The sequence below is a fragment of the uncultured Roseobacter sp. genome, from assembly GCF_947499265.1.
Classification (GTDB): Bacteria; Pseudomonadota; Alphaproteobacteria; order Rhodobacterales; family Rhodobacteraceae; genus Roseobacter.
Genome location: NZ_CANMNK010000011.1, coordinates 1 through 19,229 on the forward strand (window position 1 = coordinate 1; position 19,229 = coordinate 19,229).

Sequence of the window (19,229 nt, forward strand, 5' to 3'; positions counted from 1 at the left end):
TCCTGCTCCTGCTCCTGCTCCTGCTCCTGCTCCTGCTCCTGCTCCTGCTCCTGCTCCTGCTCCTGCTCCTGCTCCTGCTCCTGCTCCTGCTCCTGCTCCTGCTCCTGCTCCTGCTCCTGCTCCTGCTCCTGCTCCTGCTCCTGAAGGGGTCGCACCGGTTGCATCAAACGCAAAGGATATCGCGGCGGCTGCACCGCCAGCTGCTGTCGCACGCGAAGAATCGCAACAAATTCCAGAGGTAGCCGGCGCCCCCGTTGCGGGAGCGCCAGAAGTCGACAAACAAGTGGCGGCAAAAGAAACCCCGGCAAAAAGAGCAGAAAACGAACGGAAATATGCCGAGCAGATCGCGCATGGCCAAATGCTCGCCGAGATGTACGGTTGGAGTTACGCGGCGGTCTATGAAATGGCAATCAACGGAGAATTTGACGAGGATGTCCGCGTAAAAGCCGAGAGAGGTCCGGCACCAAGCTACATCGCTTGATCTATCGCGGTGACCAGGCGTCCGGCATCAGAACCGCCAGCGTTTTAGCAAATGTCGGAGCAGGATGCCCATATGGTCGGGCACCCTTCACCTCTCGCCCATGGCATTTTGAATGGTCCGCACGATGGGCGCAAAGAAATAGCTGATAATGCGCCGTTTGTCCGTCGTCACGTCGATGGTCGCGGTCATGCCTGGACGCAGCAGAAAGCGATCACTGCTGGTCTCGATGAAGGCCTTGTCCGGCGTCACCCGGACGACAAACCCCCACTCCCCCTCAGCGACTTCCGTCGAATCCGCCGCAATGTCCGAAACCGTTCCGCGCACAGGGCCAAACCGCTCCGACGGGTAAGCATCGAGGCGGATATTGGCCTGCTGCCCGATTTGCATGAAGCCGATGTCCTGATTGGGAAATGTCCCTTCAATCTCAACCTCGACATCCGTTGGCACGATCCGCAGCAATTCCGCGCTGGCTTCGGCCACGCCACCCACCGTGAAAACCGTCAACTGGTCTACAACGCCCGATGCGGGTGCCGTCAATGTCGCGGCGCTGACGCGTCGGCGCGCCGTGCGATCTTCCTCCGCGAGGGTCGCCAATCGCGCATCGATTTCCGCTTGCCGGTCAAGCAGCGATCGGCGTCGATCCGTGATGATGCTTCTTGCTTCGCTGTCCAGTTCCGCACGCACGGCCACCTTTTGTTCAAGCTCGCGGAAATACACATCGCGTTCCCGCTCCAATTCGGTAAAGGCCTGTTGCGCATCGAGAAAACTGGCGCGACTGGTTGTTCCCTGCTGCAACAGCTTCTCCGCAATTTCCAACCTCTCCCGCTGGATATCGAGAGCCGCCGTGACGCGCGCAATATTGGCATGGGTCACATCCTCGGATCGACGATTGGCATCCTCGCGGGCGGCGATCTGGGCCAGCGAAGCTTGCAGGTCGTTGACCTCTGCCAAAAGCAAGATGCGCTGCTCAACAGCGAAAGCCTGCCCGACAAGGGCGGGTGGAACATTGTAGGATGCAAGCGCCCGGTCTGACACATTCGACGCCTTCGGATCCGCGTTCAAAACCGACACAAGCGCATCAATACGGGCGGTCTCGATCTCAAGCCGCGCCTGCTCGGCGCTGACGGTGCCCAGCTCGGCGATGGCATCGGTCGGATCAAGTTCGATCAGCACGTCGCCCTGGCTGACCGACATGCCGTTTTGCACCTTGATTGCGATGATTTTCCCTGCAAATTCCGGTTGCACGACCTGAACCCGGCTGACCGGAACAATACGCCCCTGCCCGCGCGCCACAACCTCCACGGTGAAGACAAAGGACATCACCAGCATTGCCGCAAAAACGGTGATCGTGAAGAGGATCGTCGCATGCAGGGTCGGCGACGTGACTTTTATGGTCTCGGGATAAGCGGTCATTTCAGAGCCTCGAAGTCAACGACCTGATCCGGACTTTCGAAGATGTCGGGGTTATGCGTGATGATGATCACGGTCGCCTCCTGCTTGAGCTTGTGAAGCTCTGCCGCCATCCGTTTTTGCGCCGCACCGTCAAGCGCACTTGTCGGTTCGTCGAGGATAATCACCTTGGGGTTGCGCACCAAAGAGGACGCGATGGCGATACGTTGCCTTTGCCCCCCTGAAAGCGCGGAGCCGCGCTCACCAACTTGCGTCTCCAAGCCCTGCGGCAATTGCTCCAGCAAGGCTTCAGCCGCGGAGATACGCAGGGCGCGCGCCAGCATCTCGTCGGTGGCCGCCGACGCCCCCAGCGTCAGGTTTTCACGCAGCGTACCAGAGAAAAGATAGGGTTCCTGCGGCACATAGGCGATGTTGGTGCGCACACTGTGGGGCTCATATTGCGTAATATTCTCTCCCCCCAGAACAACCTCACCCTGGTCGGGAACGTCGATCCCCGACGCCAGCCTGCCGAAGGTGGATTTACCGATACCCGAAGGCCCGACGACAAGCGTGAGTGTGTGAGGGGCCGCCTCGAAACTGAAGCCCTGCAGGATGGGTATCGAGGGCAGATAGGCAAAATCGACGGATTTGAATGCAAGACGACCCTCGAGCCGGGGCGGCAGTTTCGGCAGCGTATTGAAAGGTTCCATCGGTGTGTTGACCACATCGCCCAGACGTTGCCGTGAGACGCGAATGTTCTGCCAGCTTTCCCAAAGGCTCGAAAAGTTTTCAATCGGGCCGGTGACCTTCGCCGCCAGTAAGTGAAAGGCGATCAACTCGCCCAGGGTCATTTCACCTGCAAAAACAAATTGAGCACCGAAGTAAATGATGCTGATGGTGATGGCCTTCTCGACAATGAACAGCAGTTTGTCATTCCAGATATTCAGCAGCCCCACCCGGTAGCTCGCGTTCAGATTTGCATGGAGGGTCTGGTCCAGCCGGTCCAGCATTTTCGCCTCAGCGCTGAGCGCCTTGACCGAAGCAATGCCGGAGATGTTTTCGACCATCTGGGTCTGATGCGCGGCGCCCGCATCAAATTGCGCCCGAAGTCTGCGGCGCAAAAACGGGCCGAAGCCCACATAGATCAGGATCTGGACGGGCAAGGCCGCCAGGATGATCAACGTCAAAGGACCCGACAACGTCAGCAGGACGGCAATGTAGACAAACACGAAAAGCAGATCGAGGAAAACGCCGGTGGTCGTGCCCACCAGAAAGGCGCGGATGGTGTCGGTCTCGCTGATCCTGGCGATGGTCTCCCCGACCGACCACTTGCGAAAGTGATTGAATGGCAGTTTGAAAAGATGCTCGAAAATGCGCGCACCAAACTCGCGTGTAACGCGGTTCGCCGTGAGCATCCCCAGCAGTTCAGAGAGGATTTCGAAGCCCAGCTGGAACAGGCTGACAGCGACAAAAATGGCGACGACCACCATCAGCGACGCCTCACGCTCAAACGGCAGAATCCTGTCGATGATAACCTGAAAGATGAACGGCTCGACAAGCCCGATCAGACGCAGGCAAATCGCCAGAAAGACCAGTTCGATGTAAAGCGGTGTGAATTTCCAAAGCGTCTTGCCAAACCACGAGAGTGGGATTTCACCGGCGTTTTCCCGGTCGCTCTTCATGGTGTCACAAGACCCGGCGTTGCACGTGCCTGCGCAAAGGCTGGGCTGTGCAAGTCAGCGAGATCTGAACCGGGCAAACTGCGCATCTTGTCGCTACATCCTTTGGAAACGCTTCTTGAAAATCACGCCGGGGTTGCGGGCGGCCAGCCGTGCGCGCGCCCTATCCGACAAAGCGTGCTCAGGATGCCTGCGAGCCCAGAAGCCAAAAGCGGTGCTCAATCGATGCACCGCTCATCCACAAAGATCGCCATTTGCGGCCGAATGTCAGCGATCTTGGCATGCAATTTGTCGGCGTATTTGTTCAGCCACTCCAGAGGCGCCTTGCCCTGACTGAATTGCCCCACGGTTTGACCGATCTGCATCTCAAGCAGATACAAATCCAGCAGGCAGAACCCGCGTGGGTTCTCGTCGAACCAATCCTCATACGATGCGACATGGAGGTTCTCACCCAGAACGGAGAAAATCTCGGTGGCGTCGAAATCCGCAAGCCCGGTGATGGCCTGGAACACTTCTTCGATCAGGATCGATTTGAAGGGCGCGGCATTGCTGGCAATTGGGGGAACGGTGTCATCGACATAGATGAATTCCCGCTTCCTTGTACCCGCAATGGTCAGCGCAAAGCCCATCACGCCTTGGAGATCATGGTCTGACAACGGCGGGGTGCTGCCACTGATATCTTCCAGAACTGTAATGAAGGTTTCAGTTTCGACAGCGCCACCAAACAGCACGTAAAACGATGTGATATCCGGACAAGCCTGATGATCTGACACACTGACAACCTTGAAATTGCTCCCAAAGGCGCCATTCAGACTGTCCAGCATCTCTGCCAGCATGCCAGCGCTGTCCATCCCACTTTGAAGATTGAAAACACAGAATGTCTCATTGCCGTACCAACGCCGGGAGAGAGGCGCTTCGCCCGCGCGCTCATAGGTTTGCACGAGCGTGGCAAAGTCACGCGCCACGTCCCGCCTTTCCTGAGAATGCGCAAAGAGCGCGAAACAGAAAAATGCGACGACGGGCACTGCTGCAAGTAAAAACCGGTTTCTCATCACGAAGCCTGAAGCGTTAGAAGCAAAAGTCGGATGTGTCCGACAAAACCACACCCCGCACACAGAATGCGCGGGGTGCGAACAATGATCAGATCCAATCAGTCGGGGTTATAGGTGTGGTTGCTGCCGCCGATCGCATCATAGCGTCCTTGGTGGCAGCCGGTGCATGCCCCAACGGATTGCGCGTAGTTACTGCCGCGGTAGCCGACGTTGCCCGCGGCATGTGTGCGGACATCCATCTCACTCCAGTCACTCACGTCGCTGCGGCTTGTTGTGGAATAGTCGCTGTCCATCTTGCTGGTGATCGCGGCCATGCCATCATTGCCGCCGCCCCCGCCACCGCCACCACCGCCGCCACCAAAGCTGACGGTGCTGTTCAGATCGTGAAATGACGTCTTGTAAATGCTTAACATTTTCGTGTCTTCCTTACATTCGCGGCCGGAATGTGATATCCGGATCGCTGTTACGTCTGCCGGGTTTTCCACCCGGCGGCTGATCGGGTGAGGGGTTGTATCAGAACCCTTCACCCTCTTTCGCCCCTCCCACACGGAAGGGCCGAAACCTGGTTTGACGCTCAGTAGCGCCAGAAATAGCTGACCGACATATTCGGACTGTCCACCGCATAGACCTGATGAAACCACCCCGCGGGTTGCACCAGAAGTTCCCCGGGGTTGAGCGTCACCGACAGGCTGTTTGCCACCTGTGCCTTAGGGAAAATCTCGTAATTCGGAGCATCGGGTTTGAACCAGCAGGGCTGGTAATTGTTGTAGCTTTTCATCGGATAGAGCAGTTCCGCCTGATCCGCCGAATAGAGCTCAAGCCGCTTGCGTCCAATGACCTGCTGCAAAAACCCGGTCAACGGATCGCGGTGCAGGCTGGACGTCGGAATATGGGTCGGCACCGACCCGAGCCAGAGCTGCGGCGGGGCGAAATCCTCGGGGTCAAAAAAGAGCGGACCGAAGTTATCAAACATCTCTTCAGGCAGATTGGCGCCTTCGGTATAGGGCTTGACGAAACCTTCGATCATCTCGTCATAGGGGTTGGCCTCGAAGGCTTTCAGTTCTGCCACAAATTCCGCCATCGTCTGGCGCTGCGTGGCCGAACGCACCCGCACCACCGCGTCGCGATAACAATCCGCCAGCCTGTCGATGCTCCAGTCCTCGCAGGGTGGTGTCGGTTCAAGCCCGGTGACAATGACCGGACGACTCTCTTCCATCACTTCGAGAATCTGCCGCTGAGTAGGTTGATGCAGATAATCGACCTCGGTCAGGTGCCGATATCCTTTTGCAGCATGGATCCGTGCGGCCTTGCGGAACCGCGCCATTGTCCAGTTGCTCGGGCGGATGCAGGACTTAGCCAGATGATTGGCCAAAGCCAGATTACCGGTAAAGGTGATGGTGCCGATGATTGCGGGATCGCGCCAGTCGAGGACCTTGAACTCGTTGAAAATCCGGTGGATCGTGGCCACCGGGATGATCACCTGCGTGTCTGTAGCGCGCTCAAGATCATCACGCTCGATCAGCAATTCATCCGTGCAGCGCACAATAAAACGCTGATCCGGATACTCCGGGATGGAAAAGAGGATCGTGCCGACTATGCCCTCAGGATTCTCAAAACCGGTGCGTAGCAGATCGGCAAAGCCCGCAATGGCCGCGATGTCGCTGTCAAACTGCGCGGCGGGATAGGCCACGTTCATACCCTGACCTCCTCTTTGACCTTTCTCAGGTTTACCCCTGTCCAGCGGTTGACGCGCCGCACGGAACCGTCCGGGTTTCGGCGCAGGCTGGTCGCAACCTCATTGGGAAAGACGTTGTGCGTCATATCGTGCAGGACGTCGCGAATGTTGTCATAGGGGGTGATCCAATCGTTAAAAAACAACCGATCACCAGACTGCCATTCCTTGTCCCGCAACGCCCGACCACTGGCATGAACCTCACGCTCGACCGTTTCTGACAACCACGCCCAGGTCACCATCGCCGTCGGGACCCCTTCGTCGGTGAGGTAAAACCGTGTCTGACTGCATAAGAGCGCGGGCAATATCTCTGCGCGGTAATAATCGCCCAGCGCAAACTCTCGGTGGTAGTCAGATTGTGCCAGCAGCTCGAGTGCAAATCCCGCGCTGGCGTAGTGGTCGATCCCTACCATGCGATCTGCGCCTGCTGCGCGCTTTTCGCGTGATGGGCGGCGACGCGGCCGGACTGCCCCAGATACCGCTCCAAACTCTTTTGCACCATCAGATGATCGCCAAATGGGGCGGATTGGCGGGTGAGCGTCACCGCACCGTCACCCGGCCGGTTGGCCCAGGTTGCATATCCAACCGGCCTGTCGTCACTGTTAAGCGCAACATAGGCTGTCTGGTCTTGCAGATGTTTGAGCAACTCACCGTAATAGGCTTCAATCCTCTTTTCAGACGGCCCCTGCAAACGGTCAATGTCCAAAAGCACCATAGCGCCAAGACTGCGATACGCCTCCATTGAGGGGCGTTCCGGATCAGGGGCCGGCATCGGCGGCAGGTAGTTTGCGATGTCGCCCGCCCGGTTGGCCATTGCCTCAAGCGGCAAATGCGGCATCGCACCGTCCCCGCTTGCGAAAAGAGCATGCAATTGCCCGGGCTTCCGGCGTCGAAACAGATGCACCGCCGCAAGCCGTGCGAACGGATAGTTTTGCCGATAGTGATATGGCGTCGTGGGGTCCGCCACAGCCGCTGCCAGGGTGTCGAGATCGGCACCAAGATAGCGCCGACTTTCAGCGCGCCAGACATCATGCAAAAGCGCAAATAGCGATGGGTGGTGTCGCCGCGCATGTTCAATGACCAGAAGCTCGCCGAGAAAGGCACAGGTCTCCCGCGCCAGCGGGGTCATTCTTTCATGATCTGACAGGATGATCTGCAGGGCGTGCGCCGTCTCATGGGCGAGACATATGAGATCTGCCGGACGACCCCACCAACTCATCACAATGCGTGGGGCGTCACCTTTCCCGCAATCGAGCGTGTAGGGAACCTTCCCATCTTCCTCATCGAAGCCGGTGAACCGGATAGAATTCAACGCGGCCAAGATGGTAGCGGAGTTGCCGAATGCCGACAAAAAAGCTGGGATTACAAGCTTCTCGTAGCATTCATTCTGCTTTGCGAGACTGGGCCCATCGCCTCTGCGGCTGGTAATTTCGGAAGGGGTGTATGGTTGGGTTGAAACTGCGCCGGATCGGAAGGCAGCGATAATGTCTTCTAATGTCGCGGCATAAATACCGTGCAGGTGGCTCCAATCAGAAAATGAATGCATGACTTTACTCAAAACGGACGAAGGGAAAATTGCATCTTCCCTGCACCCAATAAGCTCGCCTGCAACCTGTCAAGAATTGGCCCACCGGCCAGATCAGGCGTTCCTAATTCCGCCGCAATGATCCTTTGAACCAAGCGGAGAATCGCACAGCGAAGAGATTTCTTGCACCTTCGGAAGGTCGCCGGGGCAAGGCTGAGGCAGAAGAAAGCGGTTGGTTTGGGGCGATGCCGCGACCGCGGCGGCGATCCGCAGGCCAGAAGGCCACGATGCGTGAAACGGGCCCTTGGCAAGAAACAGCAGAATGACCCCGCAGAGGTTTGGTTTTGCATTGATGGCAAGATACGATCCGCTATCGTTGGCCAAACGCCACAGCGGGATCGAAGCAGTATGACCTTGACCAGACGGCACTTTGGACTTGGAACCCTGGCTTTGGGTTTCGCGGGCTGCACGACAGTGAACGGCCCCACCGTCACCACACCGCGCGCGACGGCGGGCCTGCCTGATGATCTCAGACCCGTTGCCAATGCCGACTATGATGCCTGGGTGGCAGGATTTCGCAGCCGCGCGGGCGCGCAGGGGCTGACCGAGACCACCCTTACAAACGGTTTCCGGGGCACAGGCTATTTGCCCGGCGTGGTCAGAAGAGACCGCAATCAAACCGAATTCAAACGCAGCCTGGAGGACTACCTGGCCATTGCCGTGTCAGAAGAAAGAGTTGCAAAGGGCCGCGCGGCTTTCTCAAATCACAGGGCAACCCTGAACGCTTTGGAAAGCACATACGGTGTCGACGCGACAATCATCGCTGCAATCTGGGGATTGGAAAGCTTTTACGGTGACCGTCGCGGCAATGTCCCCGTCATCTCCGCAACATCGACGCTCGCCTATGATGGCCGTCGCGGCGCATTTTTCGAAAAACAGTTGGTTGCAGCCTTGAAAATCCTGCAAAGCGGCGACACCACGGCAGACCGCCTGGTCGGCAGCTGGGCTGGCGCGATGGGCCACACGCAGTTCATTCCCACATCCTATCAGGCATTTGCGGTCGACTTCACCGGCGATGGGCGCCGCGACATCTGGTCCGATGATCCGAGCGATGCGCTGGCCTCAGCCGCGGCATATCTCGCACGAAACGGTTGGACACGCGGTTTGAAATGGGGAGGTGAGGTCGGCAACAACGCACCGGCGGGCAGCATCCTGCAACCACAACCCGGCGGTCCAAGGTTCGCAGTCACCAGCAATTTCCGCGCAATCAAACGGTACAACAACTCCGATGCCTATGCGATCGGGGTGGGTCATCTCGCCGACCGGATTGGCGGCGCGGGACCGCTTGTTTCCAGCTTCCCCCCTGACGAAAACGGGATGACAAAAGATGACCGTGTCGCCTTGCAGCGCGGGCTGACCGCCCGCGGCTTTGACACGCAAGGTACCGATGGTGTGATCGGGCCAAATACGCGCAAAGCCATCGAGGCCTATCAGGCAAGCCGCGGGCAGACGGTTACCGGCACACCTTCGCTCGCACTCTTGCGGTCGTTGGGGTAGCGACATGTATTTTGGTCGGTCCACGACATGCCATCGCGGGCGTCAACGCGCAGGGGATGCGGATCGCGCCGCGCGCGCCTCGCTCAGCAGCGACGCAGAATAGAAAATCAAGGCCAGCCAAATCATCGGGAAAGCGATCATTCGGGCCTGTCCGAAGGGTTCTCCGAACACGAAAACAGCGATCAGGAAAATCATCGTTGGCGCGATGTATTGCAACATGCCGATTGTCGACAGCCGGAGCAGTTTGGCACCATTGGCATAGAGCATGAGCGGCACCGCCGTCACCACCCCACAGCCCAGCAACAATCCGGTATCCGCGGCATGGCCTGCAATAAAATGACCATTGCCACGCAGGGCGAGAAACAGAACATAGCCAATAGCGGGGGGCGCCAGCAACAGCACTTCGAGCAGAAACCCCTGATTGGGGCCAACCGGGAGCGATTTCTTGAAATAAGCGTAAAACCCCCAGGAGACGGTCAAAGCGACCGCAACAATGGGCAGTCTGCCAGTCTCGATGGTCAGGATCACCACAGCCGCAGCAGCGAGGCAAATGGCGAACCATTTGGTCTTGTTCAGTTTCTCTCCCAAAAGAACCGCGCCGAGAAACACGCTGAAGAGCGGATTGATGTAGTAGCCCAGCGCCGCATCGAGCGCATGCCCCGAGACGATGGCCCAAATGTATATCGCCCAATTCACCGATATCAGCGTCGCCGTCACAAGCCCCATGCGTAGGGTTGGCCAGGATCGCAGGGCCGCCCTGAGATCACCCGTGCGACCCAAGGCCCACAACACCATCGCCGCGATGGGGATCGACCAGACAATGCGATGCGCCAGCACCTCAAGGGGTGGTATATGCGCCATCACTTTCATGTAGATGGGCAGGAAGCCCCACAAAAAATAGGCTGATACGGCAAAGCCGAAACCTCGTGGGCTGTCACCTTCAGATGTGTTCACGCCGGACCCTCAGGCACAGGGCGGTGCAAATCGCAGCCGCCTAACGCCTGATAATCATGCAATCCAATGTAACACAATCGAAACCCGGGATCACCCGCTCCCAAGGGATCGGGCAACCTGCCAATTCAACTGGTCAGGATTGGGTGCAACACCACACGTGTCTGCATCGGAACGCGATCATAAAGGTCGATCATCTGATCATTGATCAGTCTCGCACAGCCATTGGATACGCGTCTGCCTATGGTCTTTGGATCGTTTGTGCCGTGGATGCGCAAGAAGGTATCCCCCTTGCCCGGTTGAAAAAGGTACAAGCCCCGCGACCCAAGCGGATTGTTTAACCCTCCCGGCAATCCATCTGCAAATTGCGCGTAGCTTGCGGGATCACGCTCAATCATCTCAGGCGTCGGCGTCCAGCTTGGCCATTCCTTCTTTGCACCAACGTAAAATTCGCCCGCCTCATAGAGGTTGGTTCTGCCGATGCCCACCGCGTAGCGGATCGCCTTCTTGTCCGGCAAAATCCAATACAACCCGTATTGACCGGGATCCACGTGGATTTCGAACGGTGCGAAATCATTCTTGATCCTGACCTCACGCGGCAGGAACTCTTCCGGCATATTGTAGTCCGGCAACTCCGGTGCGATCGAGGCCTCCGCCTCGTTCATGTCCAACAATACGACACCGCATCCCGCACCTACTAAAAACTCACGACGTTTCACCGCACCCTCCAACTCACTTAAACAAATTACGCTGACATCCGTCAGCCCCACTCAATGTTACACGATATTCGTTGTCACAAAAAACAGTTTCACTTGAATTAATGAACGTCATGAGACCGGCAATCCCACCTGCACCTTCGCGTCACGGGATTTGAGCGAGAAATCCGTCCCGGCGAATGTCATGCCCGCTGGGCCGCATAGGTGATGCACGGTCTTTGCGACCCATTCGGGCGGGATATGCGCCGACGGATCCAGCTGGCTGACCGGGTTTAGCCCGGAGTTCTTGATCGCAGCCTGCATGTCGGTTGCCACTGTGCCGGGACTGAGCCCAAGGACACATACGCCCTGATCCCGGTATTCCTTGTCCGCGCAGCGCGTAAGCGAAAAAACGGCAGCCTTGCTAGAACAGTAGTGGCTCCACCCCTCAAGCGCGCTGGTTGCCGCCCCGGAAGAGATGTTGATGATCGTCCCGCCGCCCTGCCCGATCATATGCGGAATGGCGGCGCGCAGGCCGTGGTACACGCCTTTGTAGTTCACGTCTGCGATTCGGCCCCATGCGTCAGGATCGCTATCGATGAGGCGCGCGATCGGCTCGATCACACCAGCATTGTTCACTAGGACGTCGATGGAACCAAAGACCTGAATGGCGTGATCCATCAGCGCTGATACCTGGTCACAATCGCTCACATCACATGCCAAGGCTGTTGCCTGCCCCCCTGCTGCGGTGATCTCATTTGCGATCTCGGTGACGGCCGCCTCTGACCGCGCACTCAGAACGACACGCGCGCCCATCGCGGCGGTGTAGCGTGCGATCGCGGCGCCAATGCCACGGCTTGCGCCCGTTATGACAAGTGTTTTGTTTTCGACATAGTTCATTGTTTTACTTCCCTTTTCATAGCCCGTTGAGCGCGTCAGCTGTCGGTTAGTGGTATCTTGTCCTGCCTGTTGAGATCACAAGGCGTTCAGGCTTCCCGACCAAGCTGCCGTGTCTCGGCAAAACAGTTCTAATTACCGCTGAAAACGAGAAAAAGGGTTGGACAATCCATACATTCATGAGAAAAGCGCACGAATGGATATCACCTCACTCAAAACCGTCTTACTTGTAGAGACCCACGGCAGTTTTGCCGGGGCAGCCAGAACCATGTCTGCCGATCCATCCTCTGTGTCGCGGGTGGTGGCCAACGTGGAGGCCGAACTGGGCATCCGCCTTTTTCAACGCACAACACGCCGACTGACCGTGACGGAAGAAGGGCACATCTACCTGCAGAAACTGGCACCATTGCTCGACGAAATGGCCGCGGCAAAGGAAGCGGCATTGGGCCATCGCCGCCACCCCAAGGGCGTTCTGAAGATGACAGCCTCCGTCGCCTTTTCCTGTGAACTGATTGTGCCGCTGCTCCCGGCCTTCCGCGATCTCTATCCGGATATCACCGTCGATCTGAACAGCAGCGATGCCAATCTTGACCTGATCGAGCACGGCATTGATCTTGCGGTCCGCCTCGCGCCGGCGCCGAAGGGTGATCTCATCTCCTCCCGCTTGATGAAGACCACATACAAAGTTGTCGCAAGCCCGGCCTATCTGGCGCGTCATCCCGTTGCGGGCCCGCCATCCGTTCTGAAAGATCATGAATGCCTGCGCTTTGCCTTGCCGGGATTTCAGGATCATTGGCATTTCGAAAGGGTTGGCGGCACCCGCGTGGATGTCCCGATTTCCGGCAAGTCTCTGTTTTCAAATGCCTTGGCGTTGCGCGATGCGACCCGCTGCGGGATGGGGATTGCCTTGCTCGCAGACTGGCTGGTGCAAGACGATCTGCGGTCAGGTCGGTTGACCGATGTCTTCCCGGATGTCCGCTGCACCGCCACCGATTTCGATACGGCGGCCTGGCTTCTTTATCCAAGTCGCACCTATCTGCCGAGCAAGGTGCGGGTCATGATTGACTTCTTGCGCGGACATCTCGCCGCGTAACATTGCTTTCGGATTGCGAAGGCCACAGGCACGCAAAAACGCCCTTGTCGGGCCCTCGCAAAAGCAATTTAGGGCAGCAAAACGCTGTCGATGACGTGGATCACGCCGTTAGAGGCTTCGACGTCAGCACTGATGACGTTTGCCTGCTCGACCTTAACGCCATTGCGGCCGTCCACATGGACCTCTGCACCGTTCACGGTTGCCACGCTCAGGCGTTTGCCCGCGAGGTCTGCCGCCATGACCTTACCGGGGATCACGTGGTAGGTCAGGATGGCCGTCAGCTGGTCCTTGTTTTCAGGCTTCAGCAATGTCTCGACGGTACCTTCCGGAAGCGCTGCGAAAGCCTCATCCGTGGGCGCGAAGACGGTGAAAGGACCATCGCTCTTGAGCGTATCCACAAGATCAGCCGCACTGACAGCTGCTACCAGCGTGTTAAATGAACCCGCGGATTGCGCAACTTCAACAATATCCGGATCGCTGGGTGCGATGGATGCACACCCCGATACAGCGAGCGCTGCGGCAACAACCGACGCTTTGAGCAGATTGCGAATTTTCATGAGAAAGGTCCTCCTTTGGTATTTCGTGTGCATATTTCACACATCAATATGTGGCTATCTGTCGCAAAACTCCCGGAAGGCAACTTTTTTGTGGAATCTTTTCACACAGGCACTCATGTTACGGCATGCAAACGCCCGATCAGACCCCAAATTCAGGATTTCTCGACCAAGCGCTGCGGCGTATTCTGAAGCCCTTGGTGCGTGCGCTGATTGCGAAAGGCGTGACCGCTCCGGCGCTTTACACACTCGTCAAACAAACCTACGTGGATGTGGCCGTCGATGAGTTGAAGGATGACGCCACGGACAGTCGGGTGACGGTGATGACCGGGGTGCATCGGCGCGATGTGAAAGAGTTCCGCAATCGTGATCCCGCCGAAGACGTCAGCGCCCGTCGCAAGATCTCCACCTTGTCCACGGTGATTGGGCGCTGGTTGTCCGACCCCATTTACCGGGCGGGCGGAGAACCAGTGGTTTTGCCGCGCTTCGGAGATCAATCGCCCAGCTTTGAGGCGCTGGTGCAATCGGTGAGCCGTGACATACGCCCGCGCACCGTACTCGACGAATTGCTCAGACAGGAGATCGTTTCGATCCGGGAAGATCAGGTCCGGTTGGAGCTGGAGGGGCTGGTGGGCACATCGGGCACCGACCAGAAGCTGCATTTCTTCGGGCACAATCTGGGCGATCATATGCAGGCGGGTGTGGACAACCTTCTGTCCGACACGTCGCCCCACATGGAACGCGCTGTTTTCTACAATAGTCTCTCCGCGCACTCTGTTGCTGAAATTGAAAAAGCGGCCCGCGATCTTGGGCTGGACGCTCTAAAACAGATCAACACGCTTGCCGCCGCGCGTCAGTCCGAGGACGTCAAATCAGGCACCGCCACCCATCGTTTCAGATTTGGCGTTTTCTTTTACCAGGAAGACGAAGACACCGTTGAAAAAGGGATACAATCCGATGACGACCAGTAAACTGTCGCGCCGCACTGCTTTGGTGGCTGGTCTTTCCACGGTCCTGTTCCCGCATGTTGTATGGCCGCAATCGACGGAACGCGACGTGGAAGGTGGGATTGGCGGCACCGGCATTGTTGGCATTCTAACAGACTTTGGCAGCCTGATTGTCAGCGGCAATCTGCTGCAAACTGACGGATCCACCCGTTTTTCGGATGGGTTTGGCCAGATCAGCGAAAGCGAGCTGAAGATCGGCGATAGCATGACCATCGAGGCTGCGGGTCCTCCGGAAGCGCTCCTCGCCAAGAGGGTGCACGTCACCCACCCCCTTGTCGGGCGGGTCAGCGCGCAATCACTGGACGGATTGGAATTGGTCGTCAACGGCGTCACCTGTCGCCTGGAAAGCCCAGCCGCGGATATCGGTGTCGGTGACCGGGTTGCGGTCTCCGGCCTGTGGCACGGTCGCATGGTGATCGCCAGCAGAGTGTCGCGCACCCGGTCCCCGCGCGATCTGATTTCAGGCGATGTGCAGGTCTCTTTTGGCCGGGTCCGCATCGGGCCGGTCAATATGCGGGGGCCCGGCATGAGCGGCCTTGTCGATGGGTCGTTCGCCGCAGCCATCGGTAGGTTTGAGCCGACGCAGGCGCGGTTTGTTGCAGAAAGCCTGACGGCGAACCGTTTCGTCGGCGCGGCCGGTGCTTTGGCACAGCTTTCCATCGAAGGGTATCTGGACCCTGTTGCGGCCGCACCAGGCTACCGCGTGGCCGGGTTGGGCCACAGTTTTGCACGAAACCTGCAACTGGACCGGTATGAAGACACCCGCGTGCTCTTTAACGGGCCTTACACTGGCAGATTTGCAGCCAATCGCGCCGTTGTCTTGCCGGAAAGGTTTCAGGCACGCCGATCCCTGCTGGCAACCTTCAGCAAGAGCTGAGGCTGATCCACTTGCCATCGATGTCAGCAAGACACCCAGCCCTTTTTGGAGCTGCGATGCGTTTTACAGAGTGGCCAGCCTGGATCTGCGCCACTTCAAAACCGGGCCGTGACTACCTGGGATGCAGCGCTCGTCCGAAGCTTTAACATAATGCGCCAGACTCAAATCGGCTAATTTTTGAGCGACTGCCGCTTTTTCAATCACCCGACAATCAACCCAATCTGATTATGGCGCCAAAATCCGCAGGCGGCTGGCATATCGACAACACATACGCCGAAGTATCTCGTGCCCTCCGGGGCAGAGACGCCGCGTGGTGGGCTATCCTGGCAGATACCTCCCTCCACGCGACTACAACATCACTGTTGCGGGTCCTGACTACACCTGTTGGGCCGTTGAAGGAAGCGCTGCCAGCGGCTTTCGACCTTCCCGCAGCGACAACAGGGACGATAAATCTATGGCTCAAAAGCTGAAACAAACTGCTCTCATTGCTGCCACTTTGATGGGCACCACCACCATGGCGTTTGCCGAATGCGCAGACCCGATCAAGGTGGGCGTGCTGCACTCCCTTTCGGGGACGATGGCAATTTCCGAAACCACGCTCAAAGACACCATGCTGATGCTCATCGAGAAGCAAAACGCAGCCGGCGGCGTTCTGGGCTGCGAAATCGAAGCCGTTGTGGTTGATCCCGCCTCCGACTGGCCGCTTTTTGCGGAAAAAGCCCGTGAGCTTCTGACCGTGCACGAGGTCGACGTGATTTTTGGCAATTGGACAAGCGTCAGCCGTAAATCCGTGTTGCCGGTGATCGAAGAACTGAACGGTCTGCTTTTCTATCCCGTGCAATATGAGGGTGAAGAAAGCTCCAAGAATGTTTTCTACACAGGCGCGGCCCCCAACCAGCAGGCGATCCCCGCGGTGGATTACTTCCTCGAAGAGCTTGGGGTTGAAAAGTTTGCTCTTCTGGGCACGGATTACGTTTATCCACGCACGACCAACAATATTCTGGAGCAATATCTGCAGGATAACGGCATTGCCACCGACGACATCTTCGTCAACTACACGCCCTTTGGCCACTCTGACTGGGCGACAATCGTGGCCGACGTGGTGGCTCTGGGTGAGGACGGCAAACAGGTTGGTGTGATCTCCACCATCAACGGCGACGCCAACATCGGGTTCTACAAGGAATTGGCCGCCGCAGGCGTATCGGCGGATGACATCCCGGTGGTTGCCTTCTCCGTGGGTGAGGAAGAGCTTTCAGGCCTCGACACCTCAAACCTTGTGGGCCACCTTGCCGCCTGGAATTACTTCCAGTCCGCGGAAACGGATGCAAATGCCGAGTTTATCTCCGCCTGGAAGGATTTCGCTGGAGAAGAGCGTGTGACCAATGACCCGATGGAAGCCCACTACATCGGCTTCAACATGTGGGTGAACGCGGTCACGAGCGCAGGCACAACCGAGGTCGATGCGGTACGGACGGCCATGTATGGCCAGGAATTCCCCAACCTGACCGGGGGCACGGCGGTGATGCTGCCGAACCATCACCTCGCCAAACCTGTCTTGATCGGTGAGATCACCGCAGATGGTCAGTTCGACATCATCTCGCAAACCAAGGAAGTCCCCGGTGATGCCTGGACCGACTTCCTGCCGGCCTCGAAAGTGCTGACGTCTGATTGGAAAGACCTTGGCTGCGGTATGTATAATATCGAGACCAAGACCTGCGTCCAGTTGACCTCCAACTACTAAGAAGTCCTGCGGGGCTGCCTGTGAAAGGCGGCCCCCTGACCCCACGAAATACCCTGCCGGAAGACTGACCTATGCGCCGCATCCTCATCGCCATTGCCTTGTGTTGTGGCAGCGCTTTCTCCGGCCATGCGCAGGAACTACAGCAGATCCTGCAGGTGCATGCAGATGAGGTCGCCAAACCCTCGCGTAGAAGCGTCAGCGTCGTGCTTGAGGATCTTGTGGCCTCCGGACTGCCGCAAGTGCCTGTGTTTCTTGAGAAATGGTCCGCAAAAAACGTCTGGCAACGCGAGGACGGTGTCTTTTTCATTGCCACCGCAGACGGCGATGATCTGAAGCTGCAGGACATAGACACCGGGGGGGAGACATCGGCCCCCAAATCCACGTTCAAGCAGTTGAAACCCAACGGCGGGGTGCGCCGTGTGATTGGCACTGCATTGGTGCAATTCCAACTCTCAGACCCGGATCTGACACGCCGCGAGGCCGCGGTTATCTCGATTGCACGGCGTCCGGATGCAGCCCAGCTCGCGCCTTTGGTTGCCTCCATCGAGGACGAACCCGATCCCGCATTGAAAGCGCGCAAGACCCAGCTTGCGAATTTTCTGACCGCCCGTTTCGGAGAAACCCCGCAGGATCGCATTGCCGCCATCGAAAGCCTGTCCACAGACACCAGCGTCGAGGCGCGCAGCGTGCTGAACCAGATCCTAACCGTGAAATCCGGCGTTTCGGCATCTGAACCAGAGGGCAATCTTGCACGGATTCTCGACCCATCGCAGGCGCCAGATGCGTTTTACCCGCAACTGGTCGAAGCAGGGCTTGCCCCGGCGGAAACAACACCCGCGATGATCCGCGCGGTGCTTGAGGCCAATATCGACGGGGGCACGGTGGGTGGCGTGCCACTGGCACAGCTGAACAGCGAAACCGCGCGCTATCGTGCCTATGCCGCGCTGGCCCGCGAGGGTCTCGCGCCGCCCCTGGTCACAGAGGACACCCGTGAATACACGGTCGGCGCATATGTCTTTTACGAGCTCTATGATGAGGAGGATCCGGCGATCACGGATGCGGCCGCGACCGCTTTGGCGTCGGTGGAACAACGTGTTGCCATCGCCCAGACCGCCGACCTGGCGCTGGACGGGCTGTCGCTGGCCTCAATCTATTTCCTCGCCGCCATCGGTCTGGCCATCACCTTCGGCGTGATGGGCGTGATCAACATGGCGCATGGCGAATTCATCATGATGGGCGCCTATACGGGCTATGTGGTACAGCTCTTCGTGCCGGACTACACGATCTCCATCCTGATCGCTCTGCCGCTGGCCTTCGCCGTAACCTTCGGCGCCGGTGTCACGATGGAGCGGCTGGTCATTCGCCATCTATACCACCGCCCGCTGGAAACATTGCTCGCCACCTTCGGCATCTCCATCGCGTTGCAGCAATTGGCCAAGAACATCTTTGGCACGCAGGCGCGCCCGCTCACGTCGCCCGACTGGCTTGATGGCGCCTGGGTCATGTCCGATGTGATCCAGATCAGCTACATCCGCATCGCCATCTTCGTGCTGGCGCTGATCTTCCTGGCCCTGATCCTTTTCGTGCTGAAACGCACGCGGCTGGGTCTGGAAGTACGCGCGGTGACGCAAAACCCCGGCATGGCGGCCTCGATGGGGATCAACCCCGACCGCATCAACATGCTGACCTTCGGCCTTGGCTCCGGCATCGCCGGGATCGCTGGCGTCGCCATCGGGCTTTACGCTAAGGTCACCTCCGAGATGGGATCCGAATACATCGTGCAAAGCTTCATGACCGTGGTCGTGGGTGGGGTCGGCAACGTCTGGGGCACACTCGCAGGTGCCTCCATGATCGGCTTTCTGCAAAAGGGCATCGAATGGCTGAACCCGTCAAATACGCTGGCGGCACAGACCTACATGATCCTTTTTATCATCCTTTTCATCCAATTCCGGCCAAAGGGCATCGTCGCCCCCAAGGGCCGTGCGGCGGCGGACTGACC

Annotated in this window: 18 protein-coding genes; 7 read left to right on the plus strand and 11 right to left on the minus strand. The window is 58.1% G+C overall.

The window, feature by feature from the left end; all coding sequences use genetic code 11:
• The first annotated feature begins 283 nt into the window (after nt 1-283).
• Nucleotides 284-481 (plus strand): hypothetical protein, encoded by a 198-nt coding sequence (locus Q1A63_RS23080; RefSeq protein WP_299632567.1) that lies wholly within the window; start codon nt 284-286, stop codon nt 479-481.
• An 87-nt stretch (nt 482-568) separates the two neighbouring features.
• Here Q1A63_RS23080 and Q1A63_RS23085 read toward each other — a convergent pair whose 3' ends face one another.
• From Q1A63_RS23085 to Q1A63_RS23115, 7 genes are all read right to left on the minus strand, one after another.
• The gene (locus Q1A63_RS23085) at nt 569-1,894 is read right to left on the minus strand and encodes an HlyD family type I secretion periplasmic adaptor subunit (protein ID WP_298976807.1); all 1,326 of its coding nucleotides are present in this window, start codon (nt 1,892-1,894) and stop codon (nt 569-571) included.
• Complete coding sequence (locus tag Q1A63_RS23090; RefSeq protein ID WP_298976809.1) at nt 1,891-3,552, minus strand: peptidase domain-containing ABC transporter; 1,662 nt, start codon at nt 3,550-3,552, stop codon at nt 1,891-1,893. The genes Q1A63_RS23085 and Q1A63_RS23090 overlap by 4 nt, the downstream gene beginning before the upstream one ends.
• A 215-nt stretch (nt 3,553-3,767) precedes the next feature.
• Entirely contained in the window at nt 3,768-4,514 is a 747-nt protein-coding gene (locus Q1A63_RS23095; RefSeq protein WP_298976811.1) for a hypothetical protein, read from the minus strand.
• A 185-nt stretch (nt 4,515-4,699) separates the two neighbouring features.
• The gene (locus Q1A63_RS23100) at nt 4,700-5,014 is read right to left on the minus strand and encodes a hypothetical protein (RefSeq protein WP_298976813.1); all 315 of its coding nucleotides are present in this window, start codon (nt 5,012-5,014) and stop codon (nt 4,700-4,702) included.
• 161 nt (nt 5,015-5,175) lie between these two features.
• On the minus strand, nt 5,176-6,297 hold the full coding sequence (locus Q1A63_RS23105; protein WP_298976814.1) for a cupin-like domain-containing protein: 1,122 nt from the start codon (nt 6,295-6,297) through the stop codon (nt 5,176-5,178).
• On the minus strand, nt 6,294-6,746 hold the full coding sequence (locus Q1A63_RS23110) for a toxin-activating lysine-acyltransferase (protein ID WP_298976815.1): 453 nt from the start codon (nt 6,744-6,746) through the stop codon (nt 6,294-6,296). Before Q1A63_RS23110 ends, Q1A63_RS23105 begins: the two co-directional genes overlap by 4 nt.
• Nucleotides 6,740-7,552 carry a hypothetical protein gene (locus tag Q1A63_RS23115; protein WP_298976816.1) on the minus strand — a complete coding sequence of 271 codons (813 nt, stop codon included), beginning with the start codon at nt 7,550-7,552 and terminating at the stop codon, nt 6,740-6,742. The genes Q1A63_RS23110 and Q1A63_RS23115 overlap by 7 nt, the downstream gene beginning before the upstream one ends.
• Nucleotides 7,553-8,266: 714 nt before the next feature.
• Between Q1A63_RS23115 and Q1A63_RS23120 the strand changes: the two genes are divergently transcribed.
• On the plus strand, nt 8,267-9,415 hold the full coding sequence (locus Q1A63_RS23120; protein WP_298976817.1) for a lytic murein transglycosylase: 1,149 nt from the start codon (nt 8,267-8,269) through the stop codon (nt 9,413-9,415).
• A 42-nt stretch (nt 9,416-9,457) separates the two neighbouring features.
• On the opposite strand, the gene rarD is transcribed toward Q1A63_RS23120, so the two are convergent.
• From rarD to Q1A63_RS23135, 3 genes are all read right to left on the minus strand, one after another.
• The gene (gene rarD, locus Q1A63_RS23125) at nt 9,458-10,369 is read right to left on the minus strand and encodes an EamA family transporter RarD (RefSeq protein ID WP_299632576.1); all 912 of its coding nucleotides are present in this window, start codon (nt 10,367-10,369) and stop codon (nt 9,458-9,460) included.
• Between the two features lie 125 nt (nt 10,370-10,494).
• Nucleotides 10,495-11,031, minus strand: coding sequence for a L,D-transpeptidase (locus Q1A63_RS23130; protein WP_298976862.1), 537 nt, complete (start codon nt 11,029-11,031; stop codon nt 10,495-10,497).
• A 162-nt stretch (nt 11,032-11,193) separates the two neighbouring features.
• On the minus strand, nt 11,194-11,961 hold the full coding sequence (locus Q1A63_RS23135; RefSeq protein ID WP_298976820.1) for an SDR family oxidoreductase: 768 nt from the start codon (nt 11,959-11,961) through the stop codon (nt 11,194-11,196).
• Nucleotides 11,962-12,154: 193 nt separating this feature from the next.
• Between Q1A63_RS23135 and Q1A63_RS23140 the strand changes: the two genes are divergently transcribed.
• Nucleotides 12,155-13,051, plus strand: coding sequence for a LysR family transcriptional regulator (locus tag Q1A63_RS23140; protein ID WP_298976821.1), 897 nt, complete (start codon nt 12,155-12,157; stop codon nt 13,049-13,051).
• A 68-nt stretch (nt 13,052-13,119) separates the two neighbouring features.
• Here the strand turns inward: Q1A63_RS23140 and Q1A63_RS23145 are convergent, their stop codons facing one another.
• Nucleotides 13,120-13,608 carry a fasciclin domain-containing protein gene (locus Q1A63_RS23145; protein ID WP_298976823.1) on the minus strand — a complete coding sequence of 163 codons (489 nt, stop codon included), beginning with the start codon at nt 13,606-13,608 and terminating at the stop codon, nt 13,120-13,122.
• 125 nt (nt 13,609-13,733) lie between these two features.
• On the opposite strand from Q1A63_RS23145, the gene Q1A63_RS23150 reads away from it, so the two are divergent.
• The 4 genes from Q1A63_RS23150 (at nt 13,734) to urtB (ending at nt 19,227) form a co-directional block, all read left to right on the plus strand.
• Entirely contained in the window at nt 13,734-14,576 is an 843-nt protein-coding gene (locus tag Q1A63_RS23150) for a DUF6502 family protein (protein WP_298976825.1), read from the plus strand.
• Nucleotides 14,563-15,489 (plus strand): DUF5666 domain-containing protein, encoded by a 927-nt coding sequence (locus Q1A63_RS23155; protein WP_298976827.1) that lies wholly within the window; start codon nt 14,563-14,565, stop codon nt 15,487-15,489. The genes Q1A63_RS23150 and Q1A63_RS23155 overlap by 14 nt, the downstream gene beginning before the upstream one ends.
• A 499-nt stretch (nt 15,490-15,988) precedes the next feature.
• A complete protein-coding gene (urtA, locus tag Q1A63_RS23160) occupies nt 15,989-17,230 on the plus strand; it encodes an urea ABC transporter substrate-binding protein (RefSeq protein ID WP_298976829.1) in 1,242 nt (413 codons plus the stop codon).
• Nucleotides 17,231-17,301: 71 nt separating this feature from the next.
• Nucleotides 17,302-19,227, plus strand: coding sequence for an urea ABC transporter permease subunit UrtB (urtB, locus tag Q1A63_RS23165; RefSeq protein WP_298976831.1), 1,926 nt, complete (start codon nt 17,302-17,304; stop codon nt 19,225-19,227).
• The last annotated feature ends 2 nt before the right edge of the window (nt 19,228-19,229 follow it).

What these genes read in the sequence shown, in the direction of transcription:
- Q1A63_RS23085 (WP_298976807.1), bottom strand. Translation starts at nt 1,894, where the DNA reads ATGACCGCTTATCCCGAGACCATAAAAGTCACGTCGCCGACCCTGCAT.
- Q1A63_RS23090 (WP_298976809.1), bottom strand. Translation starts at nt 3,552, where the DNA reads ATGAAGAGCGACCGGGAAAACGCCGGTGAAATCCCACTCTCGTGGTTT.
- Q1A63_RS23100 (WP_298976813.1), bottom strand. Translation starts at nt 5,014, where the DNA reads ATGTTAAGCATTTACAAGACGTCATTTCACGATCTGAACAGCACCGTC.
- Q1A63_RS23105 (WP_298976814.1), bottom strand. Translation starts at nt 6,297, where the DNA reads ATGAACGTGGCCTATCCCGCCGCGCAGTTTGACAGCGACATCGCGGCC.
- Q1A63_RS23110 (WP_298976815.1), bottom strand. Translation starts at nt 6,746, where the DNA reads ATGGTAGGGATCGACCACTACGCCAGCGCGGGATTTGCACTCGAGCTG.
- Q1A63_RS23115 (WP_298976816.1), bottom strand. Translation starts at nt 7,552, where the DNA reads ATGAGTTGGTGGGGTCGTCCGGCAGATCTCATATGTCTCGCCCATGAG.
- Q1A63_RS23120 (WP_298976817.1), top strand. Translation starts at nt 8,267, where the DNA reads ATGACCTTGACCAGACGGCACTTTGGACTTGGAACCCTGGCTTTGGGT.
- Q1A63_RS23130 (WP_298976862.1), bottom strand. Translation starts at nt 11,031, where the DNA reads ATGAACGAGGCGGAGGCCTCGATCGCACCGGAGTTGCCGGACTACAAT.
- Q1A63_RS23135 (WP_298976820.1), bottom strand. Translation starts at nt 11,961, where the DNA reads ATGAACTATGTCGAAAACAAAACACTTGTCATAACGGGCGCAAGCCGT.
- Q1A63_RS23140 (WP_298976821.1), top strand. Translation starts at nt 12,155, where the DNA reads ATGGATATCACCTCACTCAAAACCGTCTTACTTGTAGAGACCCACGGC.
- Q1A63_RS23145 (WP_298976823.1), bottom strand. Translation starts at nt 13,608, where the DNA reads ATGAAAATTCGCAATCTGCTCAAAGCGTCGGTTGTTGCCGCAGCGCTC.
- Q1A63_RS23150 (WP_298976825.1), top strand. Translation starts at nt 13,734, where the DNA reads ATGCAAACGCCCGATCAGACCCCAAATTCAGGATTTCTCGACCAAGCG.
- Q1A63_RS23155 (WP_298976827.1), top strand. Translation starts at nt 14,563, where the DNA reads ATGACGACCAGTAAACTGTCGCGCCGCACTGCTTTGGTGGCTGGTCTT.
- urtA (WP_298976829.1), top strand. Translation starts at nt 15,989, where the DNA reads ATGGGCACCACCACCATGGCGTTTGCCGAATGCGCAGACCCGATCAAG.
- urtB (WP_298976831.1), top strand. Translation starts at nt 17,302, where the DNA reads ATGCGCCGCATCCTCATCGCCATTGCCTTGTGTTGTGGCAGCGCTTTC.